This window comes from Sporomusa termitida, assembly GCF_007641255.1.
Classification (GTDB): domain Bacteria; phylum Bacillota; class Negativicutes; order Sporomusales; family Sporomusaceae; genus Sporomusa; species Sporomusa termitida.
This window is the reverse complement of record NZ_CP036259.1, coordinates 2,807,430-2,828,038: the sequence shown is the minus strand read 5'-3', so window position 1 is coordinate 2,828,038 and position 20,609 is coordinate 2,807,430. Positions and strand designations below refer to the sequence as shown.

Below are 20,609 nucleotides of genomic sequence, written 5' to 3'. Positions count from 1 at the left end.
CATGGCAGCAAGCAACATTGTACAAATCATAATCCAGGCAATGGATTCCGCCTCCAATGTGTTTAAAACCATCGGCGACAACTCAGGGCGGATGGGCGACAGCGTCAGCGCCGCCATGGATAAGTCGACCAAAGACATTGCCAAAGCCCAGACGGCGGTGATTGGTCTTAAGGACAACCTGATCAGTTCCATCGGCAGCATCAAAGGCTTAATTGCCAATTTAGGCATGATCGGTATTGGATCGTCTATTGTGGCAGCCGCCCAAAGCTGGTCAGAAGCAGTGTACAACCTCCGCAGAGCCATCGGCGGCACGGCGGAAGATGCCAGTAAACTGTTGGCTATTGGTAAATACGCCGGTGTGGGGACGGAAGAGGCAGCCGGGTATTTTGCTAAATTCGGCAAAGCGATATCGGCCTCCAGGGACGAAATGCAAAAAGCCGCTGCTGAAGGCAAGCGATCCAATGACATGTTTTCGCGTATCGGGCTATCATTTGACCAGATAAACAACAAAAATGTGGGTGACGTCTTCACACTGGTCGCCGATAAAATGCGGAATATGGCTGACGGAGCCGATAAGAACCGCGTCGCTATGCAACTATTTGGCGGGTCGAGTTCCCGGCTTGCCGAAATGCTTAACTTGTCCAAAGAACAATTGGAGGCCGTTACGGAAGCGGCCAGGGAGAGCGGCTTTATCCTAAATGACGAGACAGCGGAAGGATGGCACAAGCTTACCCTGGAAATGAAACACGCCATGAGTATTGGCACAGGTCTTGCCGTTCAAATCGGCAATTCCATGTTGCCGGTTTTGCGGGACAAGGTAAGTACCTTAAAGGCCATTGGCGATGGCTATCGTACCTTGTCGCCAGAAATACAAAGAGCGATTGGCCTCACGCTGATTGCCACCGGCGAATTTGGCGCGTATCTAATCGGGGCCAAAGCCATCGCCGCGTTTGCTCCCGCGTTCGGCGCGTCCTTATTGGGGCCGTGGGGCGTTGCGATTGCGGCCATTGGCCTTGCAATTAAAGCAGCCATGGATTATTTTAGCCTGCAGAACAAAGTGGCGAGCTATGACCCCAAAGCGGTTGTGCGAAAGATTAAAGGACACTATTACAAGGAAGTCGAATCGGAAACGCCTCCCAACCTTTTAGGCATGACCTTTAAGGGGACGCGCTTGCAACCGCTCTCGGACGCCGAACTCGAAGAACAGAAAAAATTCGAGCTTGATCCGGCTAAATACAGTACGCAGAAACTCCTGGATGACCTGGAAAAGTTAAAAGAGCCTTCGACAATCTTGGCTCCCCCCTATATTGACACCAGCGCCGCAGCCAGAACCGCCGAACGAGAAGCCGAAAAGCTCGAACGCGCGAATGCCCAGGCCAGGCTTCTTATCGCCGACCTTGAACGCCGGATCACGGACACCAGCGGCAGCGTCTATGAGAGCGGCATGGCCAAGATTACGGCTGAAGTCACCAAAATGCAAAATCAGGTCACCCAGATCGGCAATGCCGGCGGCGACACCTCGGGTTTGGCGGATAAAATCGCCCAGTACCAGCAGGTGGCTGCCGACAAGGTCCGTGAGACGTGGCAGCAGGCATGGACCGACATTAAGAATCAGACTGCCCTGATTGGTGCCCAACTCATAGATGATAGAGCGGCTCAGGCCGATATTGAGTATCAAATCGAACTGGACAAAATCGCCAAGGAAAAAGAGACACGTCTGAAGGCTATCGCGGTTGATAACAACGACCAGGGAGCCAAGACGGCGGTGGATGAGTGGGCCAAGGGGCAGCAGAACTTCGCGGCTCAGAAACGCGATACCAACCAAATTGACGCGAAGCTAAAGGAATATCGAGACGCACTTACCTATAATACCTTGCTGATTAATCTGGAAGGAAAAACCCGGCAAGAGGTCGATGCCCTCCGGCAGAAGGATTTGGCTGCTGAAATCGCCTATCTGCAGCAAAAACTGAAGGAAACAAGCCTGAATGCCGAACAGCGGCTGGCCCTGCAAAAAAGCCTGAACGATGCCATGAATCAGCAGTATGAATTAGACGCCATGAACTACGACACGGCGTTTTCCGCTGCCTTTCGCAATATCCAAAACCGGCAGATCAATTACGCCCAGACCGTCGAACAGAGCTGGGACCAAGTCTATGCCAGCGCCCAGGACAATCTGAGCAAAATGGCCTTGGAAGGGCAAAGCGCAACTAAAGCGCTGGAAAATTTCTTTAAAGATATGGTTGAGAGCATTGAAAATATGTTCCTGAAAATGTGGGCGGATAAATATATCATGGGGCCGCTGCAGCAGTTATTTGGACAGATATTGGGAGTGCCAACGGCAGGTACGCCTTCGGCTTCTGCAGCAGGTTCAACAAAACAGTTAAGTTCTATCCCAAGCAGTGCAGAAGTCAGCCCGATCCAGACATTCGCCGCAGGGGGTTATAATCCCGGCGGCTGGTCCCTTGTCGGGGAGGAAGGCCCGGAGCTTGCCTATTTCGGCAACCCGGCCCATATTTACACCGCTAATCAAACCCAGGCCCTCTTGAACCAGAGCGCGGCTGCCCCGGTTATTCCCAAAGTCAACGTCACGGTCATCAACAAGACCGGCCAGCAAGTACAGGTTTCCCAGCAGGCGTCATATGACCCGGCGACCCAGTCAACGCTGGTGCAGATGGTGATTGACGGCGTCCAGAACAACGTGGCCGGTTCGCGGGACTTCTTTTTCGGGAGGGGTTAGATGAGCTATCCAACGTTTCCCACTATCTGTCCACCGGCTTACCCCGCTGATGATATTTACCCGGACAATAAAATCGCTTCGCCAACGGACGGGGGATACACCATCTCCCGTCCTCGTTATACCCGGACGCAAATGGGCGGCGCCTATACCTGGCCGGCCATGCCGCATGCGAACTATCTGCAATTTAAGGCGTTCGTCCAGGCCAATTACGCCCATATTTTTGTCTGGACCGACCCGATAACCGGCCGGCAAACGAACATGCAGTTTACCGCTGTGCCCAAGGCCAGTATGGTGTCGCCGGGCTATTGGCATGTGGAAATAGCGATTATGGAGGCGTGAGAATATGCCGTTAGCATTTTCGAGTGCTGGACTTATTGAAAAAAACAAGCTGTCCACTGACCTGCCGTGGATTGTGCTGGTAGAGCTTCAGTTACCAAACGGTGAGAAGGCTTGCATGGCGAAAAACAACGAGGTTGTGACCTGGAACGGCATTGCCTGGGAACCCATTCCCATGCTGTTCTCGGACACTACCCAGGACATGAAGGCCATGTCGACTTTTACCATTCAGGTCTCCAATGTTTCCGGAGCCGTGCAAGCCTACCTGGAGGAATACAACGGCCTGACCGATTGCACCGTCATCATTCGCCTGGTTCATGCGGCACATCTGTCTGCTCCGGCACCGGAAATTGAAGAACAGTTTTCCGTCCAAAAAACGGCCTATGACGAAGAGTGGGTCACCTTTACCCTCGGCTCGGACTTTTGGATGTACTTCCGGGCGCTCGCCGACCGCTACCTGCCGGATTTTTGCTGCTGGAAGTATGGCAGCATCAAATGCGGCGTGACAGCGGCGACGCTGGCCAAGTATCCGGCCTGCCGCCACACCCTGGCCGACTGCAAGCTGCGCGGCAACTCCCTGCGGTTTGGCGGCTGTCCGGGAATGGGGGGATTCTATGCCAGCAATATCTGATCTAGTGGGTAAGCCCTTCCTTGACGATGCCATGGGGCCGGATTCCTACTGCTGCTGGGGACTGGCCGTGGAGGTCTTTCGCCGGTTTGGCGTTTGCCTGCCGGACTATCGCGCCGCTTGCGCTTCAGTCGCCAGCGGGATTGCGGAAAAGGGCGGGGAGTGGGTGCGGTGCGGTGGCGAGATGCCGGTGCCCGCACTCATGCTTTTTACCACTGCCGGGATCTGTGATCATGTTGGCGTTTACCTTGGCAGCGAGAAATTCATTCACGCCCACGAAATGGGCGGAGTGACCGTTGTTCCGACCAATCACATCTTCTGGAAGAAGCGGATTGAAGGCTATTACCGGCCGGGGTGGTTGCCATGAAGCTGATTTTTGTCCGCAACCCGATTGCGCCGGACAAGCGGGACATACGGCAGCTAGAGGCGAAGGCGACTGTCGCCGAGCATATTGCCCCTATCCTGCGGGAGTGGCCGGACACGGTCTTTTCCGTCAGCGTCAATGGACACTTACTGGAAATAGAGGAATGGGACACCCTGGTTCCTGGCGACGACGACAGCGTTGTGGTCCACCCGGTGCTGGCCAAGGGGATTTCAAACTTCTTCCGGGCGATTGTCAGCGTGGCCCTCATGAGTTATGTTGGCGGCGTGTTTGGAAAACTCGGTGGCAATCCTTTTTGGAAATCGGTCTTTACCGCCGTCGGCCAATACGTCGGCGGCCGTATCGCGAGCGCCATCCTGCCGCCGCCGAAACAGGAAGAGCAGCAGCAGTCGAGCACCTATGGCTGGAGCGGGCCGCGCCCGACCGCCAAACCGGGAACGCCAGTGGCGAAAACCTATGGCACGGTGCGAATTGCGCCGGTGCTCCTGGCCCGGTATGTCACGTCGGATGGAAGCAACCAATATTTGAACCTCTTATACTCGGGCGGCGAGGGACCGGTCGATTCGATAGACAACATTTTTATTGATGGCAATCCTATCGGGAACTATGTCAACGTCACCTATGATACCCGGCTGGGCACAAACGACCAAACGCCGATTGCCAATTTCAATGATACCATCACCGATTTTCAGCTTGGTTATGAACTAAATACCGAAGGCGACTGGGCCACCGAGCAAACGGTCGGGACCGCCGTACAGGGCTTACAGATTACCGTGCAGTTTCCTTACGGCCTGGCCCGCGTCAAAGACGATGGCGGCCTGGGAACAGCCACGGTGACCGTGGCGGCTCAGTACCGCTTGGTGGGAGACAGCACCTGGCAGGAGTGGACGCTAACCAATGGCGGCACGACGTCTGATGCCAAAAATACATCAATTTGGACAACCTATCGGCTGGACAATGTAAGGCCGGGGCAGTATGTGGTGCGAGTACGCTGCGCCAAAAAATCCGGCACATCAACTCGCGATATCACCCGCGTTTTTTGGACGATGCTGTCGACCATTCTCTATGATGATTTTGCTTACCCCAACCGCGTCCTGGTCGGCATCAGGGCATTGGCTACCAATCAACTCAGTAACTCCGATCCCGTTGTGACCTGGGAGCAGACGCGCTCGACCGTTTATGTCTGGAACCCCAATATCAATGAGTACCAGACAGAGCGAGCTTCAAATCCCTATTGGGCTTCTTACGATCTCATTCATCAGTGCAAGTATCTCATGAACATCAACACCGGCCAGTATGAGTACTTCATCGACGGCAATCCGGCCGGCCGGATCGACTATAGCGCCTTTGCCGCCGCTGCCGCCTATGCTGACCAGCTACTGGAAAACGGCGATTACCGTTTCAGCCTCAATATTTATTTATCGGAGAACCTGAGCTTCTGGGATGCCCTGGCGCGATTTTCCATCGTGGGCCGGGGTGTGATTATTCCCAAAGGCACGCTGTATTCGTGCATCTGCGACCGGCCGAGTGAGCCGGTGCAATTGTTCACGGTGGGCAATATTACAGCAAAATCATTTAAGGGCGAATTCCAATCGACGAAGGACCGGGCCACCAGTGTGGAAGTCACTTTTTATAACAAACAGAAGGACTATTCAACCGATCAGGCGATTTATTACGGACCGAACTATGAATTAACCGCCATGGCGGCCAATCCGGTGCAAACCACCTATTACGGCATTACCGACTACCGGCACGCCTACACCGAGGCGGCTTACTTGTCCCGGTGCAACCAATATTTAATTCGCACGGAGCATCTGGAAGCCGATATTGACGCCATGGCCTGTACGCTGGGCGATGTGGTCGATGTGCAGCACGATATTCCCAAGTGGGGGGATGCCGGCGGCCGGATTGTGAGCGCCACCGAAACCACTGTCACGCTGGACAAGAAGGTCACACTGCTGGCCCGGTATTCCTATGCCATCAAAATTCGGCTGTATACCGACCAGATTATCCAAGTATCTGTGCGGAGTTACGCACAGGACACCACCACAAGCACCTTAACGGTGACTGAACCTTTTCCCGTTGTGCCCAAGAAATATGACGTTTATGCGTTTGGCCGTTCGAATATCGTCACCAAGCCGTTTAAAATCGTGAACATCGCCAAGAACGGCGACCAGAAGGTGAAGATCACCGGCATTGAGTACATTGAGGCAGTTTATGAGGAAACTATCGACGCTCCGGTCTTACAATACAGCGACCATGAACGTTCCCTGGTGGAAGTCGCTACGGTAAGTACTAATCAGGAAACCTATCTTCAGCCGGACGGGACCACTGTTTCCGTTCTCCATGTTTCCTGGCCGGTTCCGAGCGGCTATGTACAGGGCTATTCCGTCTGGTACAGTAGCGACGGCGGCAGTACCTGGCTGCTGTGGGAGTCCGGCATCCGCTCGGCCGGCACCACGATTACGGGCGTGAAAGCGCTGGTCACCTATATAGTAAAAGTATCGACGCTGAATGACATCGGCATGGTGTCGCCCGGAGTGATTAGCGAACCCCTCTATATTACCGGCAAAATTACGCCGCCGGCTAATGTAGCAGGGTTCATATACCGGGAAGTGAGCGGTGGGTTTTTACTTTCATGGCAGGCGAATACCGAGATTGACTTGGATGGCTATAACATTTTTCAAGGCGCCAACAACGCCACGATGGATTCCAGTGTCCTGATTGCCGAACGGATCATGGGCACCAGCCTGTTTGTGCCTATTGCCCAGGCGGGATTATATTCATTTCATATCGTGGCTTTTGACAGCAGCGGCAATGCGTCGGCCACACCGGCCACCCTCCTGGCCTCGTTTGCCGTACCGCCCGATGTAACTGGCTTTGACGTTGTGCGGGTCGGGGATCATCTGGATTTTTTGTGGCAAGCCATTGCCGGAGCCGGGACGACATACACCTACGAAATCCGGCGGGGGGCCAACTGGAATGTGGGACAGCGCATCGGCAAGACCACCAGCCCCTACTACAACTGCCTGTTTCCGACGCCGGGTGATCATCATTTTTGGCTTAAGGCCATCGATGGTTACGGCAATTACAGTGTAAACGCCGTGAATGCCCAAGTGATCATTGTGGACGCAGGAAACCGGAATGCCGTGATCACCGTTAACCAAGTGGCCAATGGCTGGATTGGGGCGTCGCTGAACACTTACGTGCGTGACGGTGGCCTGCAGCTTGCCGACGGAGCCGTCCGGGGCCAGCACATTGTCGAGGTCAGCCTGCCCAAATCATTCACTGCGCGCAACACAATTCTAGCTAATATGGTCGGCGTAACCTATTCCGGCATCACCTGGGAAAGCGCCAGTTTCACCTGGGATGACATGGAGGCGCTGACGCCCTGGGAAACAGACGGAGACATTACCGGCATCACGCTGGATCATCAGATTTCGCTGTATAAGGGCATACCGCCGGGCATTATTGAGTCCATCCCACTTGACGGCACGGTAAGCGGCGACCTGGGTACACCGGCACGGGAAGCTGCAAACGTGACCTACGGCAGCGGCCGGTTCCGGCGGGGAGCCTTTATTCAGGACGCTACGCAGCTCTCTTGGGATATTAACATTCCTTCTATATATAATGTAGTCTTTTACGTTAGCGTGGCGGAGCCGATAGTGGATAACGCGGTGTACCTGACGCTGGCGGGGCCGGAGGGCCGCCTGATGGCAGGCTATGATAGGAATAAAGACGTGTTTTATCTGGAGGATCAGCTAGGACAACGAAATGAAACGGCGGTGGAGTACAAGGATATTGACTGGCTGACCTTTGGCCTTGTGCAAACTCAGACAACAAGAAAATTGTATGTGTATTCGTTCAGCGCGAATGCGGCAAGAAGTTCCGAGGAGGTTTACGGGCCTGTAGGGAGCTTCACGGCCGCCTTTTTGTACCCCAAATGCAATTAACATTCAGGAGGTCCTTATGGAAGTTAACGAGGTAAAAGTAACCGGCAGCTTGAAGTTGACCCTTCGCAAAGCGGATGGCGCGGTGGAGGTTCGCCGTAAAGACAATATTATCGTGAGTACCGGCTTTGACGCTATTTGCGACAGCCTGGGAAAGACGAGCGGCCGTCCGGCCGCATTTGGCTATATCGCCCTGGGAACCGGCACGGCTGCTCCGGCGCTTAGCCAATCGGCACTGGTAAGCGAAATTGCCCGCCAGGCCGCCACATATGCGCATGTAGCCGGGACGCAGGTTATGACGTTTAGTTCCACTTTTGAACCTGGGGCCGCGACCGGGGCAATTTCGGAAGCGGGTGTATTTAATGGGGCAAGCGCGGGCACGATGCTGGACAGGGTACTTTTCAATGTCATCAATAAAGGTGAAAACGACACCTTGACGGCACAATTTCAGTTTACACTGAGTTGAATTTGACACGGAGAGGAAGGACACATGGCATACACGACTACGATTGACATATCTTCCTCACCGGGGAATGCCTACACCTGGGAAACTGCCCGTTTTGCATGGAACTCTCCCGACGGCGGAAAAACATGGGATGATGCCAGGCCCATGGTGTACACCTTGCGTGTGGGTGAGGGCTGGAGCGCGGGGGAGGCTTGGCGGCAGCAGTACCAGGTAAAGCCGCAGGAAGGCTGGCAGATGGCAGTGGTTTGGTTGCAAGCATTTGCCTGCCTGATGAGTGAAGCCTGGCGGGTAGACGAACAGTGGAGTGATGTCTGGCTGGCGCTGGTGAAGATTTCAGAACAATGGACAGTGGCCGAGACCTTGAAAAAAACCACATTCATACCCAAGGCAGAAGGCTGGACGGTGGCTGAAAAGATATCGCAAAGTACTATAAAAAGATGCCTGGAAGGCTGGGCAATGGCAGAAGTTCTGACGAAAATCGCCACAAAGCTGGAACAAGAGGGCTGGATGACGAGTGAACTTGCTTGCCGGTGGATGGGAAAACGCAGCCAAGAGTTCTTGCAAACGGCGGATAGCCCACCCAGATGGAATATATTTAGAGCCATAACAGAGGCTTTGAATACGGAAGAAGTCGATCAGAAAACTGTCGATTTTTATTATAAGGCGTTAGAGAGCTTCCTGCTTGGCGAAAGCCTGGCCAAAAGCGTAGCAAAGTCTCTATGTGAAACCTTCACATCTTCTGATGGCTGGGCGGTGGAAACCATAAAAAATATATGGGAAGTCTGGCAAACACAAGGCTCCGCAGCAACCCGGAACGCATTCGAGCGGGTGCTGACGGAGTCTTTTGCTACGGCGGATGCAATCAGCAAAGACCAAATTACAGCGTTCTTCGAAGCAATACAGGTAGTGGAAACTTACCTGCGGAGCGCCAACGCCGTCGTCAGCGACCTTGCCTTTGGTACAGGCGATTTATCGCTGGCTGATTTTTTAAAGCTTAATTCACCGGTGGGGTATTCGTCTTTTACATCGTTTGTCCCCGGTGAGCTGGAATACAGGAAAGCGCTGATTGCTCTTATTCTTAAGGGGCCGCTTACCGCTGGCAGGCCACGGGTTACCGACTGGCAGCTTACGGTGGACGTGCCGGATCAGGCAGATAGCGGAACCTCTTCCATCCCGGCAGCGAACACCTTCATCCCGTTTACTCGCCGGTTTTATGCGCCGCCGCAGGTCATGGTCCAGCTTCGGGGCGGCAGCGGCGGGACGCCGGATATCACGCAAATCACAGAGGCTGGCTTTTACTTTCAAATTAACGATACGAACGGCAGTCCCATTGCTGGCGACATTATTTGGTCTGCTGATGGATACTAAGGAGGGATAGGTATGCAACAATTTATTCCCATTGCCAGCACGCAAACGTTAACCGAAAGCCGAGCGGAAATCCTCAACAACGACCGCACCATCATGTCTTGTAATAGTGGTACTTCCTTCCCGACCACGCACCTTGAGATCGGGATGTTTTGTTTTCGGACGGATTTAAACCAGATCTTTGAATTGAGGAGCTTGGCGCCTGCCTGGGTGCTGATTGCCGACCTGAATAAAACCTATACCAATAAAGAATATGTTGACGCCCAAGTAGCGACCAAAGTTTCGTTATCTGATATCGCCACTGCTCCTACAGCGAATAAGATCCTTAAATTAGACGCGAACGGTCAATTGCCCGCCAGTATCACAGGCAATGCAGCAACCGCCACAACTGCCACAACCGCTTTGGCTGTAGCTTGGAGCGGTATTGCCGGGAAACCTGCAACTTTTATCCCGCCCTTTGCCACAAGGACAACCGTAGGGGGGATTATCGCCGGTTCAGGTCTTTCCATTAATGGTAGCGGCATTCTTAGCGCCGACGTTCCCGCTATTCCCTCTCACGGTTATAGGATGTTTTTATATTCCGGAACGTTTACTGTTCCGGAAGGTGTTGAAGAAGTGTGGCTTAGCATGTGTGGTGGCGGCGGTGGTGGAAAACAAGGTCACTATGTTAATGAAGGTACTAGTCATAGCGGCGGCGGAGGTGGCGGCGCCCATGCGATTTTGGCGCAGAATACGACCGTTACTCCTGGGGACGTCATTACGATTACCGTCGGTGCAGGAGGGAATGCCGCTAGTGCTGGCGGGACATCCTCTTTCGGGCCGTATGTTTCTTGTGCCGGTGGTGGCGGTGCGACAGGTACTTCGGATGGCGGGAATGCTGGTGGCCCAGGCGGTAGCCCCGGGACTACCGGCGAAGCTTCAGGTTCTGTTGGTACTGGCGGAGGCTGCATTTTCGGCCAGGGGTCTGGGAAACCAACGGTTGATGCAGGCGGCTTTGGCGCTGGCGGGGCTGGCGGCGGTTCGAACGGTGCTGCTGGCAGCAAGGGTTCACGGGGTTTTGTCCTGATTCAATGGTAATAGGAAAAGATAAAAAGGGGAGCAGTTGATGATGCGATATGCACAAATTCTTTATAATAAAGCTCATTGGATATTTGAGAGTGATGAGACTTTAGAAGAAATGTATTCTCATCGCTTTCATCACTCATTACTGTTTGTTGATGTAACGAATAGGCCGGAAGTGATGGAGGGTTGGGATTATGATGGTACAAATTTTACCGACCCCTCTACTCCCAAGCCATTGACAAAAGAAGAAAAAATAAATTTACTCAACGCTGAATTTGAGCCTTTACTTAATGCCAATGATCTAGCGTACATCATCGCCCTCCGTAATATTGATTCTGCTCTTATGGATGAGTTAAACAATGAAAGAAACATACTGAAGGCAGTTTATGACACAAAAATGGAGGAAATTTTGAATGGCTAAAGCAATCCGTTGCCCTATTTGTGGACATAAGTTAGATGAGCAAGGTAAATGCACAAATATAGATTGCAAATATCAAAAGTAAAATAGGGGCAAAAGCCAGCGTCAAATTTTTTAAGAAAGCGGTGAGGGAATGGGACAGCCCGAATGGGTCTGCATGCAGCACAGCGGCCAGTGCAAAGCGATTACAACTTTAGAAAGAAATGATGAGGAAATATTTAAACGGCTTCACGCTCTGGAAATGGCAGTCTGGAAAGCGGCCGGGGCAACCGGCGTTATCACAGGCATTGTGATGGTTGTTATTCAGAAGGTGTTGCTCAAATGATTAAGCAAATCATCAAACATTGGTTTTGCTTTTTGTATAGCAATTGGGTGGGCGTTATCCTGACGATGACGCTCATCCTGTTTTTTGTCTACCTGTACGCGTTCTTCCGCAACGGCGAGGGTGGCGCCAACTATGACCTTGCCAGTTGCTGGGCCGGTGTTGGCGCAATCGCCACGGCCGCCGCCGTCGGCTGGGGCAAGTGGGTGGTGGACAGCAAATGGAACACACGGCAGGGAGTAATGCCTGACCCAGAAGAAGAGGAGCTGAAGGAATGACCGCAAATGAATTTATTGAGTGGCTGGCGCCAGCGGCACGAGCGCAGACAGGGTGCTATAACCTGCCCGCGAGCGTACTGATTGCCCAAGGGGCGATTGAGAGCGGTTGGGGCAAATCGGTTATCGGCAAGTATAACCTGTTTGGCCGCAAGTGGAATGGTGTCGGCCCGTACATTGAACTGCCAACGCAGGAATACGAGGGTAGCCGCTATGTGACGATCCGGGCCAAGTTCCAGGATTATCCCAGTTTACTACATGCATGCGATGACTGGTGCATTTTGATGACCCAGGAGCCGTGCTACGCTCCCGCCGTTGCCGCCCTGCCGAATCTGGTGCAATTTGTGAGGCTGATGGGCGCCAAGTATGCCACCGATCCAGATTATGCGAATAAAGTGTTAGCGACAATTCGTGCCAACAAATTAACCCGCTTTGACGCCTAAAAAGGCGTTTGTTTTATAGTAGGAGGTCACCAATATGCAACCTGATAAAACCGTTAAAACCGCGACTGCTGCCGGACGCAAAGAGGCCAGACAAACCAAGGAGCCAGCGCCGTTTATTCCGGTTCAGAGCGCCATCACCCTTACGAAGAAAGTGTCAATTCTAAACAAATTAAAGACACTTGTACGGCCCTATGTGCAAAAATATGGCAAAGCCGGCGTTCTGGCCATTGTCCTGCTGGCCGCCATCCTCGGGAAGCTCCTGGGGGTGCTTTGATTGTACATCCTTGCCTGGATCGATAACCATGCAAGGGCACTTCTTGGCATTGCTTTGGCCGTCATCATTCTGCTGACCGGAATATTAATCTGGGACAGGGCACATCCACCAGTGCCGATCACGCTCGAATCACAGGAGCAGGCAGCGACACCGACGGGAGTTGAGAGAGCAGCAAACGCCGCTCAAGTTCCCCTTTCACCAACGCAAGTAGCAGCAATAGCGCAAAAGATAAAAGAAGAGAAAGATAAAGTGCCGGATGCCGTGGTACAGACTACCGGGACGAAACTGGAGGAGACCATCCAGGCTGAACTGAAAAAATCCGGCGGCCAGTTTGCGGTAGTTACCGATCCTAAGCATCCGGCCAGTGTTCCGGTTTTGCCATCGGCCAGTGCGGCTCCGGCGAAGGCTGAACCCATTGCGCCCGCAGCGCCGGTTATCTTGAACCAATATAACATCAAAGCCTACCCCGAACGGTTGTTCCAGATTGGCGGCAGTTATCAGGAAGTGTTCGCGGCCTATAGCTGGAAGGTTAGTGTCCCCAAAGTGCCTATTATTGCCCCACACGGTAATATCGGGTACTTAGGCGTTTACGGGCATGCAAACCTGGACCGCCCGGAGCATTCCAGAATTGGAATCATACTGACGATACCGCATTAAGAAAAGAGGGCTGTCGCACTAAGAATTTTTCTGCCATATAGTGTTTGATGTAAAAGCAACAATAATATAGTGGGATTTTCCCTTGCTGCGACAGCCGCTTTTACAAGAAATGGAGGGGCGATGATGGTAACTCCTGAAAAAACAAACATGGAGTATTTAATTAGCAAGTATCTGTTAAAGCAACTGTTGAACAAAGGGTTGATCACGCCGGCAGAATTCCAGCGTATTGATGCCGAGAATAGGAAAAGTTTTGCCCAGTAACCAGCTTTAACTTGCAATGCAGCACAACCAGAGCTAACATGTCAGACAGCGAGGGGGACTGGCGGTGGGCAAACGCATTTTAAAGATTTATTCATCGGCGGCGTATTCCAAACTGAATGTGCCTTGTATCATACTGCAAGGAAAGTGGCTGCAAGGGCTGGGGTTTAAAACCGGAAACCATGTTGCAGTGGAAGAAGGAGAAGGGGAGTTGGTCATCCGCTTGGTACAGAAAGAAAATATTTAAGGAGCAGTAATGACGACGGCTTGGTAATTATTCCAAGCCCTATTTTTTATCAGAATCCATATGTTTCCTCATCACAATTGACTTGCTTTGTGGTGACAACAGAGCTAGCATCACACTGACGAAGGGAGGTGATCAAAAAATGAAACGGACGCTAACCATTTCATCTCAGGACAAGCCTGCAATAAACAGTGTGCCGTTAAAGGCTAACTCAAAGGTATGCATCTACTGTCGGGTCAATTCGGCCCCCACCGAACTAATGAGCGAGAGGAACGAATGGTATGAACTAGCCGAAGATGTGAAGCGCGGCGGACAGCCGGAAGCTGCCATCTTCGTTGAAGGGGTCACCGAAAGAAAGATCGCTTCGATGACGGTTGAGGAAATAGCAGACATTATCGAGCACAACAACGGCCAGCTCATGTTTTGCTGGCGATAAATCAAGTGACCGCCTGTGGGCGGTTTTTTCTATACCGGAAGAAAGGGGGGAGAGCGATGAAGAAGGTTCTGACCATTTTACCCAAAGCAAAGGCGGGAATGTCCGAGGCGCCGCTAGAGACCAGACTCAAGGTATGCGCCTACTGTCGGGTTAGCTCGGCGTCTTCTGATCAGATGGATTCCTATGAGAACCAGGTCGCGTACTATACCGGGTACATTCAGCAGAAAATTGAGTGGGATTTTGCAGGTATTTATGCGGACGGCGGCATTACTGGCACGAAAAAAGAAAAGCGAACCGAATTTAACCGGATGATTAGAGACGCTCAGACCGGGCGGATCAATCTGATCATCACCAAATCCATTTCCCGGTTTGTCCGCAATACAGCAGACTGCCTGGAGACCGTCCGTTATCTAAAGGAGCTAGGTGTGGCGGTGTTCTTTGAACGCGAAAACATCAATACATTAAGCATCGAGAGTGAACTGCTAATGACCGTGTTGGCCTCTATCGCCCAGGAAGAGAGCCGAAGCACATCCGAAAATATAAAGTGGGCCTACCGGAAGAAGTTCGAGAAGGGCAAGGTTGTTGTTATTTCCAGCCGGTTTCTTGGCTATGACCTGGACGAAAACGGTCAATTACAGGTGAACCCGGCAGAGGCCCGGATTGTAAAGTTGATATTTCGTGAGTACATTGCCGGCAAAGGCACCGAGATGATAGCTGACCTACTGACCGCAATGAATATCCGAACGGTAACGGGATCAGCGAAATGGCAGGCGTCTGTGGTACGAGGAATTCTTACCAACGAAAAATACTGCGGCGACTTAGTCCAGCAAAAGACCTTCACGGAAGATCACCTGACACACCGGAAGAGAAAGAACAGAGGCGAATTGCCCCTGTACCGGGTGCAAAACAACCATGAAGCCATTATCACCAGGGAGGAGTTTGACCTGGTGCAGCGGCTGATGGCGGAACGTGCCATACAATATGGGAACCTGCCGGGCGACAGGGTGAAATATCTCAATAGGTATGCTTTCAGCGGCAAGCTGGTTTGCGGTCATTGCGGGGCGACTTTCACACGTCGGTCTTGGAACAGTAATGGGCCAACCAAGCAGATTGTTTGGCAGTGCCGCACTTATTTTAAGGAAGGGAAAGAGGCTTGCTCTATGAAAGGTGTCGATGATATTACGCTCAAGGCAGTATTTGTGCGGGCGTTCAACAAGCTCTATAAAAATAAGGATTTTTTGCTGAAACGCTTCCTGGACAATGTAGAGAAAGGGCTGCGGGTCGAGAGCATAGGCGGGCAAGATCGTAAGCTTGAACTGGCAATAGACAAGGTCGTCGAGGAAATGAAAGTCCTAATTCGCAAGCAAATCAAGGACAGCGGTGAGACTCTGGATTTTCAGGCGGAATATGAAAGGCTGAAACAGCAATTGGAGAAATTACGTAATCAGAAGAATGAGTTGAGCGGCGATGACAGCAAGCTGACTGAGGTTAAGGCCAGGACGCAGGAAATTGTGGCGGTTCTGGAAGGTCAAGTTTATATTATGGAAGAGTTTGATGAAGAAATATGCAGTGCGTTGGTGGAGCGGGTACAAGTGCTCACGCCAACGCACTTAGTTTTTGAACTGAAAAATGGACTGGCTATAGAGCAACAGTTCGTAAAAGAACGGGGTATTCATGGGTTGCAATAGAAAGAGGAGAATGTATGAGTAGAGTGGTTTCTGTAATCCCGGCTAAACCGATGCAGGTAATCCGGGGACTGGATATAGCGGCAAAGAAAAGGGTATGTGCGTACTGCCGAGTCAGTACTGATACGGAAGAACAGCTCAGTAGCTACGAAACGCAGGTCAGTTATTACGAAGAACATATTAAAAAGCGCCCGGAATGGGAATTTGCCGGCATTTACGCCGATGAAGGCATTACCGGCACCAATACCAAAAAACGTACGGACTTTCACCGGATGATCGACGACTGCCTATTAGGTAAAATTGACATGATCATCACCAAATCCATTTCCCGGTTTGCCCGCAACACATTAGATTGTCTGCAGTATGTAAGAATGCTCAAAGATAAAGGCATAGGAGTATATTTTGAGAAGGAAAATATCGACACGCTGGATGCTAAGGGTGAGGTCTTGTTGACGATCTTGAGTTCACTCGCTCAGGATGAGTCCCGCTCGATTAGTGAAAACAGTCGGTGGGGCATTACGCGGCGGTTTCAGCAGGGCAAGGTACGCGTCAATCACAAGAAATTCATGGGCTTTGACAAGGACGAAAACGGTGAACTCATTATTGACGAGCAGGCGGCCGCTCATCTGCGGCGGATAGTTAAGGAGTATTTGGTGGAGGGCAAGGGTCTTAGGAAAATTAAAAAAGGGCTTGAGGCTGACGGAATTCTTACCGCGACCGGCGGCGCTGTTTGGCATGAGTCGGTTATTAGACAAATGTTGCAAAACGAAAAGCTCGCCGGGGATGCCTTGTTGCAAAAGACGATTACCGTGGATTTTCTTACCCATAAGCGGGTAAAAAACGAGGGCCAGGTCCCGCAGTACTTTGTTGAGAACAGCCACCCAGCCATTATTTCGAAGGAAACCTTTCAAGCGGTGCAGATGGAAATGGAACGACGCAGTAAGTTAGCGGGTGGGGATAAAAACCGCAGCCGTTATACGAGCCAGTATCCTTTTTCCGGGAAAATCGTTTGCAGCGCATGCGGTTGGAAGTTTACCAGAAAATACTGGGGTACTGGTAAATACAAGAAACCGATCTGGATATGCCGGACGCGAATGCAGGATGGCAAAAAAGCCTGCGATATGACGACTCTTGACGAGGAAAAACTGCAGGAGGCGTTCGTGCGGGTTGTGAACCAACTTTTAGTGGATAAAGACACACTCATTTCAGGCATGCTGGAGAATATTGAGATAGCCTTTCGTGAACAGACCAGTATGGTGGATTTGGCGCTGATTGACTCGGAACTAAAAGAACTGCACGCGGAGCTGGCCGCACTGGTCAAATTGAATTTAAGAACAGGGATTGATGATACCATTTACAGTGAGGAATATTGCCGGATTGGTGCCAGGATTGAGGAACTGAAAAACAAGAGGGCGAGTGTTACAGTGGCGGAAATCGCGCGCCAGGATACTTTTGGCAGAATGAAGGAGATAACTGAGGTATTGCGGTCCATGGATACGATAGGGGAATTTGACGAAGAGCTATTCGGCATGCTGGTAGAGCGGATCAAGGTAATCAATCTGGTGCAAGTAGAGTTTGTGCTGCAATCGGGGGTTGGAATTATGGAAATACTGTGATCAATTAATTCTTGTAATCTCAAACAAAGCCCTTAAAGCTTTGTGAAATAAAGCTTTAAGGGCTTTGTTTGAGATGCATAATTTCTTGAACTATTCGAGAACGCACTAGACTAAACAGTCTAGTGTGTTTTTTGTTAGAAAGGGCAGGGATTTCGCGAAATTGGAAGAATTATAAACAATATTTATAGAATTATACATATCCTCGATTATAAAGGTGAAAGGTGAAATTATTATGATACTTCAAGTTTCTAAGAAAGATACGGTTGAACTGGTTAACATGTCGGAACAGGATTACCAAGCAATTAGAAACTATTTTATTCAAAAGCTGAATGATTCACCAAAGAAAAGAGAAGCAATAGCTGATACTCTAATTTATGCAATCCAACGTTGCCCGAGTGAAAATATATCAGATTTATGGCACCATGTTATTTATCGTACTTATATTTCGGTTGATAATGGAGGAAATCAGTTCCAAAGCTGGGTAAGAGCGAGTGGAGATGCTCTGGAAATGTTTATAGCGCAGGCATATAATCCAGCGTTAAGCGAGATGGGGATTAGACTAGTCCCCTTATTGAAGAATAAAGCTCAAGCTATGGATAGAATGGGTTTGTCGGTTGTTGTGAGTAAAAGCAAGTTAGATGTTTTAATTGAGAAGCAAGGTGAAAGAAAGGGCCTCCTGAATGGGTACGGTATTTTGGGAGGACTACACGTTAAGGCTAGTCTCGCGGAGAGAATATCTGATGATGTTCCCGCCAGTAGGATAATGATGCAGGCTGGGTATACAAGTATTCTTTGGACGCTAGATGTTAAATCAAACCCACCTAGAGATTTTACCAACCGTGGAGAATTTGGAGTGCCAGAAAAACCAACGCATAAAAGGGATTTAATTGAGGAACGAGGTGATTTTAATGTATGTTTCAGTTACAATAGCCGGACAGTTCCGTCACCCAAGACAACTAAAAGTGGCAGGCGTATTCATACTGTGAATATGTTAGAATCACCCGATGCATTTATTCAATATTGTGCAGAGCTCTAAGAAATGATTTAATAGCCTTTGCAACGCCTGCCCCCAGCTTTGGCGGGACCGCGTTGCCAATTTGTTTAAACTGGCTAAATTGCGAGCCATGGAAATAATACTTATCTGGAAAGGATTGTAATCTAGCCGCTTCGCGTACAGAGATGAAGCGGTCTATTTCTGGATGGACGAAATCAGAACAATCCCTGGCCATATGTGCTACCAGAGTATGCGAAGGAGTATTCCAATCTAGACGCCGGTATTTATTGGCAAATCCTCCGGAATCTAAAGACTTAAGTACTTCCTCAATATCGACATGACCTTGGAGTAATATTCTTCTTAATTCCAGTTCCTTTACCCGATCTTCGGTTCTGCAGTGATCTAAACTCCGTAATCCCTTTCCACCTAATAATTCGTCAACCAACTCTTCTGGTAAACCATCTTCAAAAATTCTTGCCTTTATTTTTGTACCGTAATCGCCAGGGCGCAACAAGGCCAGGCGGAGGCGCCGAATCCCTAACATTTGTTTCGCTGAGTGATGGGTAAGCATTGAAGAACCATCACGCATTTCTAGTTGATAATTGCTAACTGGGTTTTGTGAATAGGAGATTGATATGTGAGTATTTTTAGGCTGCAGGACTTCTACAGGTAAATCCGAAATAGCATCCCGTACGGTTATTGTAGGTTTGACGGTTTGTATTTCTTTTTCGATAGTAGTAGGTTGTTCCAGTAACTGTTTTCTCTTAAAGCCGTTTTGACCTTGTATTTTATGTGTGGGTACGGGCGTAGATATTATTTTATTATTCCAAGCGCCTAGAATAAACACGCGTTTTCTGTATTGAGGAACGCCAAACTCAGCAGCATCTAAAACTTCAACAGTAACTCCGTACCCTATCTGTTCGGCCCGTTTTACAATATTCTCAATGACTTTTCCTTTTCCCATAGTTAGAATACCAGTTACATTTTCGATAACAAATGTTTTTGGTTCAAATTCTTCAAGAAAGTCCAGAAAATACTGGGGTAATTTATTCCGGAGATCGCTAGGATCTCGTTTGCCATAAGTTGAAAATCCTTGACAGGGTGGACCACCCAGTAATACATCCAAATCTCCTTTGGCAAGACCCAACTGCTTTCTTATATCGGATGGTTTAATTTCTTCTATAGGAGTCGATGAAGTAATGGTATCGGGATGATTAAGAGAAAAAGTTTCTAGTGCTGCTTTATCAAAATCATTTGCATATAGACTTTTAAAACCTTCGCTTTTGAAGCCTTGTGTTAATCCTCCAGCTCCTGCAAATAGATCAATGGAAATAAGTGGTTTTTTATCCAAGTAGATTTCTCTCCCTAATTAATAGATTGAATACTTAGACAGGAAGAAGCTAGTAGACAATTCGAACACGACGGTTTCCGAGTTTTACACACTTGAGCTGTAAAATCAAGAATGCCGTAATTGTGTTTTCTTGCGATTCCGTCTCCATCATGACCGAGTGGAAGTATATCTTTTGCTAGATCCCATGCGGTTTTATTTCTTCTTATGTCTGGTGCTACTTTAATTGCAAAATATCTTGAAAAAAAACGTAGTACATTTGTATCTACAATTTCAACATGCTTGCCAAAAGCAAAGCAGGAGACCGCTTTGGCTGTGTATATACCTACGCTTGGGATTTGCAGCAAGCTATCTATATTGCTTGGAATAATCCCCTGGTAGTTTTCAATCAGCCAGGAAGCCGTTGCTTTTAAAGACTCTGCTCGTTGATTTGCAAATCCAAGAGGTTTAATTAGTGAATACAGGCTGTCTTTATCAGCAATTGCCAAAGTATATAGATCCGGGTAGAAATAAAAAAAATCATTCCAAATTCTAGCTACAGAAGAAGCCGGGGTTTGTTTTAAGAAAATCTCTGTAACTAAGATTTTATATGCAGTTTCGTCTACTGCACGCCAGGGGAAGTAACGACCATTAGTTGTGTACCAGTCAATAAAAAAATTTTTCAATATCATAATTTTTAGCGGTATGAAAGTGATTTATTTTTAATTACATAC

At 49.9% G+C, this 20,609-nt stretch carries 22 protein-coding genes; 20 read left to right on the top strand and 2 right to left on the bottom strand.

Features of this window, described 5'->3' with window-relative positions; translation table 11 throughout:
• Position 1: 1 nt before the first annotated feature.
• From SPTER_RS13385 to SPTER_RS13295, 20 genes are all read left to right on the top strand, one after another.
• Positions 2 to 2,737 carry a hypothetical protein gene (locus tag SPTER_RS13385; protein ID WP_144350841.1) on the top strand — a complete coding sequence of 912 codons (2,736 nt, stop codon included), beginning with the start codon at positions 2 to 4 and terminating at the stop codon, positions 2,735 to 2,737.
• Positions 2,738 to 3,076 carry a hypothetical protein gene (locus tag SPTER_RS13380; RefSeq protein ID WP_144350840.1) on the top strand — a complete coding sequence of 113 codons (339 nt, stop codon included), beginning with the start codon at positions 2,738 to 2,740 and terminating at the stop codon, positions 3,074 to 3,076. It begins immediately after the preceding gene.
• A 4-nt stretch (positions 3,077 to 3,080) separates the two neighbouring features.
• On the top strand, positions 3,081 to 3,704 hold the full coding sequence (locus SPTER_RS13375) for a phage minor tail protein L (protein ID WP_144350839.1): 624 nt from the start codon (positions 3,081 to 3,083) through the stop codon (positions 3,702 to 3,704).
• Positions 3,688 to 4,068 (top strand): C40 family peptidase, encoded by a 381-nt coding sequence (locus SPTER_RS13370; RefSeq protein ID WP_144350838.1) that lies wholly within the window; start codon positions 3,688 to 3,690, stop codon positions 4,066 to 4,068. Before SPTER_RS13375 ends, SPTER_RS13370 begins: the two co-directional genes overlap by 17 nt.
• Positions 4,065 to 8,036, top strand: a complete 3,972-nt coding sequence (locus tag SPTER_RS13365; protein ID WP_144350837.1) for a host specificity factor TipJ family phage tail protein — start codon at positions 4,065 to 4,067, stop codon at positions 8,034 to 8,036. Before SPTER_RS13370 ends, SPTER_RS13365 begins: the two co-directional genes overlap by 4 nt.
• Positions 8,037 to 8,052: 16 nt before the next feature.
• A complete protein-coding gene (locus SPTER_RS13360) occupies positions 8,053 to 8,499 on the top strand; it encodes a hypothetical protein (protein ID WP_144350836.1) in 447 nt (148 codons plus the stop codon).
• A gap of 24 nt (positions 8,500 to 8,523) precedes the next feature.
• Positions 8,524 to 9,867 (top strand): hypothetical protein, encoded by a 1,344-nt coding sequence (locus SPTER_RS13355; protein WP_144350835.1) that lies wholly within the window; start codon positions 8,524 to 8,526, stop codon positions 9,865 to 9,867.
• A 12-nt stretch (positions 9,868 to 9,879) separates the two neighbouring features.
• Positions 9,880 to 10,941, top strand: a complete 1,062-nt coding sequence (locus tag SPTER_RS13350) for a glycine-rich domain-containing protein (RefSeq protein WP_144350834.1) — start codon at positions 9,880 to 9,882, stop codon at positions 10,939 to 10,941.
• Positions 10,942 to 10,969: 28 nt separating this feature from the next.
• Positions 10,970 to 11,347 carry a hypothetical protein gene (locus SPTER_RS13345; RefSeq protein ID WP_144350833.1) on the top strand — a complete coding sequence of 126 codons (378 nt, stop codon included), beginning with the start codon at positions 10,970 to 10,972 and terminating at the stop codon, positions 11,345 to 11,347.
• A gap of 130 nt (positions 11,348 to 11,477) precedes the next feature.
• Positions 11,478 to 11,669: a hypothetical protein gene (locus SPTER_RS13340; RefSeq protein ID WP_144350832.1), complete on the top strand. Its 192-nt coding sequence runs from the start codon at positions 11,478 to 11,480 to the stop codon at positions 11,667 to 11,669.
• Positions 11,666 to 11,944, top strand: a complete 279-nt coding sequence (locus tag SPTER_RS13335) for a hypothetical protein (RefSeq protein ID WP_144350831.1) — start codon at positions 11,666 to 11,668, stop codon at positions 11,942 to 11,944. Before SPTER_RS13340 ends, SPTER_RS13335 begins: the two co-directional genes overlap by 4 nt.
• Positions 11,941 to 12,384 carry a glycoside hydrolase family 73 protein gene (locus tag SPTER_RS13330; protein ID WP_144350830.1) on the top strand — a complete coding sequence of 148 codons (444 nt, stop codon included), beginning with the start codon at positions 11,941 to 11,943 and terminating at the stop codon, positions 12,382 to 12,384. Before SPTER_RS13335 ends, SPTER_RS13330 begins: the two co-directional genes overlap by 4 nt.
• Positions 12,385 to 12,418: 34 nt before the next feature.
• Entirely contained in the window at positions 12,419 to 12,658 is a 240-nt protein-coding gene (locus tag SPTER_RS13325) for a hypothetical protein (protein ID WP_144350829.1), read from the top strand.
• Positions 12,659 to 13,315 carry a hypothetical protein gene (locus tag SPTER_RS13320; RefSeq protein WP_144350828.1) on the top strand — a complete coding sequence of 219 codons (657 nt, stop codon included), beginning with the start codon at positions 12,659 to 12,661 and terminating at the stop codon, positions 13,313 to 13,315.
• Between the two features lie 120 nt (positions 13,316 to 13,435).
• Positions 13,436 to 13,576, top strand: coding sequence for an SHOCT domain-containing protein (locus tag SPTER_RS24765; protein WP_170233265.1), 141 nt, complete (start codon positions 13,436 to 13,438; stop codon positions 13,574 to 13,576).
• Between the two features lie 64 nt (positions 13,577 to 13,640).
• Positions 13,641 to 13,820, top strand: a complete 180-nt coding sequence (locus SPTER_RS13315; RefSeq protein ID WP_170233264.1) for a SymE family type I addiction module toxin — start codon at positions 13,641 to 13,643, stop codon at positions 13,818 to 13,820.
• Between the two features lie 139 nt (positions 13,821 to 13,959).
• Entirely contained in the window at positions 13,960 to 14,253 is a 294-nt protein-coding gene (locus tag SPTER_RS13310) for a hypothetical protein (protein WP_144350826.1), read from the top strand.
• A gap of 56 nt (positions 14,254 to 14,309) precedes the next feature.
• The gene (locus SPTER_RS13305) at positions 14,310 to 15,941 is read left to right on the top strand and encodes a recombinase family protein (protein WP_144350825.1); all 1,632 of its coding nucleotides are present in this window, start codon (positions 14,310 to 14,312) and stop codon (positions 15,939 to 15,941) included.
• 14 nt (positions 15,942 to 15,955) lie between these two features.
• Positions 15,956 to 17,554, top strand: coding sequence for a recombinase family protein (locus tag SPTER_RS13300; protein ID WP_144350824.1), 1,599 nt, complete (start codon positions 15,956 to 15,958; stop codon positions 17,552 to 17,554).
• Positions 17,555 to 17,768: 214 nt separating this feature from the next.
• Positions 17,769 to 18,590 carry a BsaWI family type II restriction enzyme gene (locus SPTER_RS13295; protein WP_211367280.1) on the top strand — a complete coding sequence of 274 codons (822 nt, stop codon included), beginning with the start codon at positions 17,769 to 17,771 and terminating at the stop codon, positions 18,588 to 18,590.
• Here SPTER_RS13295 and SPTER_RS13290 read toward each other — a convergent pair.
• Entirely contained in the window at positions 18,565 to 19,899 is a 1,335-nt protein-coding gene (locus tag SPTER_RS13290; RefSeq protein WP_144350822.1) for a DNA cytosine methyltransferase, read from the bottom strand. The two genes, SPTER_RS13295 and SPTER_RS13290, sit on opposite strands and share 26 nt — an antisense overlap.
• Before the next feature lie 14 nt (positions 19,900 to 19,913).
• Entirely contained in the window at positions 19,914 to 20,567 is a 654-nt protein-coding gene (locus tag SPTER_RS13285; protein WP_144350821.1) for an HhH-GPD family protein, read from the bottom strand.
• Positions 20,568 to 20,609: the final 42 nt, after the last annotated feature.

What these genes read in the sequence shown, in the direction of transcription:
- SPTER_RS13385 (WP_144350841.1), top strand. Translation starts at nt 2, where the DNA reads ATGGCAGCAAGCAACATTGTACAAATCATAATCCAGGCAATGGATTCC.
- SPTER_RS13380 (WP_144350840.1), top strand. Translation starts at nt 2,738, where the DNA reads ATGAGCTATCCAACGTTTCCCACTATCTGTCCACCGGCTTACCCCGCT.
- SPTER_RS13375 (WP_144350839.1), top strand. Translation starts at nt 3,081, where the DNA reads ATGCCGTTAGCATTTTCGAGTGCTGGACTTATTGAAAAAAACAAGCTG.
- SPTER_RS13370 (WP_144350838.1), top strand. Translation starts at nt 3,688, where the DNA reads ATGCCAGCAATATCTGATCTAGTGGGTAAGCCCTTCCTTGACGATGCC.
- SPTER_RS13365 (WP_144350837.1), top strand. Translation starts at nt 4,065, where the DNA reads ATGAAGCTGATTTTTGTCCGCAACCCGATTGCGCCGGACAAGCGGGAC.
- SPTER_RS13360 (WP_144350836.1), top strand. Translation starts at nt 8,053, where the DNA reads ATGGAAGTTAACGAGGTAAAAGTAACCGGCAGCTTGAAGTTGACCCTT.
- SPTER_RS13355 (WP_144350835.1), top strand. Translation starts at nt 8,524, where the DNA reads ATGGCATACACGACTACGATTGACATATCTTCCTCACCGGGGAATGCC.
- SPTER_RS13350 (WP_144350834.1), top strand. Translation starts at nt 9,880, where the DNA reads ATGCAACAATTTATTCCCATTGCCAGCACGCAAACGTTAACCGAAAGC.
- SPTER_RS13345 (WP_144350833.1), top strand. Translation starts at nt 10,970, where the DNA reads ATGATGCGATATGCACAAATTCTTTATAATAAAGCTCATTGGATATTT.
- SPTER_RS13340 (WP_144350832.1), top strand. Translation starts at nt 11,478, where the DNA reads ATGGGACAGCCCGAATGGGTCTGCATGCAGCACAGCGGCCAGTGCAAA.
- SPTER_RS13335 (WP_144350831.1), top strand. Translation starts at nt 11,666, where the DNA reads ATGATTAAGCAAATCATCAAACATTGGTTTTGCTTTTTGTATAGCAAT.
- SPTER_RS13330 (WP_144350830.1), top strand. Translation starts at nt 11,941, where the DNA reads ATGACCGCAAATGAATTTATTGAGTGGCTGGCGCCAGCGGCACGAGCG.
- SPTER_RS13325 (WP_144350829.1), top strand. Translation starts at nt 12,419, where the DNA reads ATGCAACCTGATAAAACCGTTAAAACCGCGACTGCTGCCGGACGCAAA.
- SPTER_RS24765 (WP_170233265.1), top strand. Translation starts at nt 13,436, where the DNA reads ATGATGGTAACTCCTGAAAAAACAAACATGGAGTATTTAATTAGCAAG.
- SPTER_RS13310 (WP_144350826.1), top strand. Translation starts at nt 13,960, where the DNA reads ATGAAACGGACGCTAACCATTTCATCTCAGGACAAGCCTGCAATAAAC.
- SPTER_RS13305 (WP_144350825.1), top strand. Translation starts at nt 14,310, where the DNA reads ATGAAGAAGGTTCTGACCATTTTACCCAAAGCAAAGGCGGGAATGTCC.
- SPTER_RS13300 (WP_144350824.1), top strand. Translation starts at nt 15,956, where the DNA reads ATGAGTAGAGTGGTTTCTGTAATCCCGGCTAAACCGATGCAGGTAATC.
- SPTER_RS13285 (WP_144350821.1), bottom strand. Translation starts at nt 20,567, where the DNA reads ATGATATTGAAAAATTTTTTTATTGACTGGTACACAACTAATGGTCGT.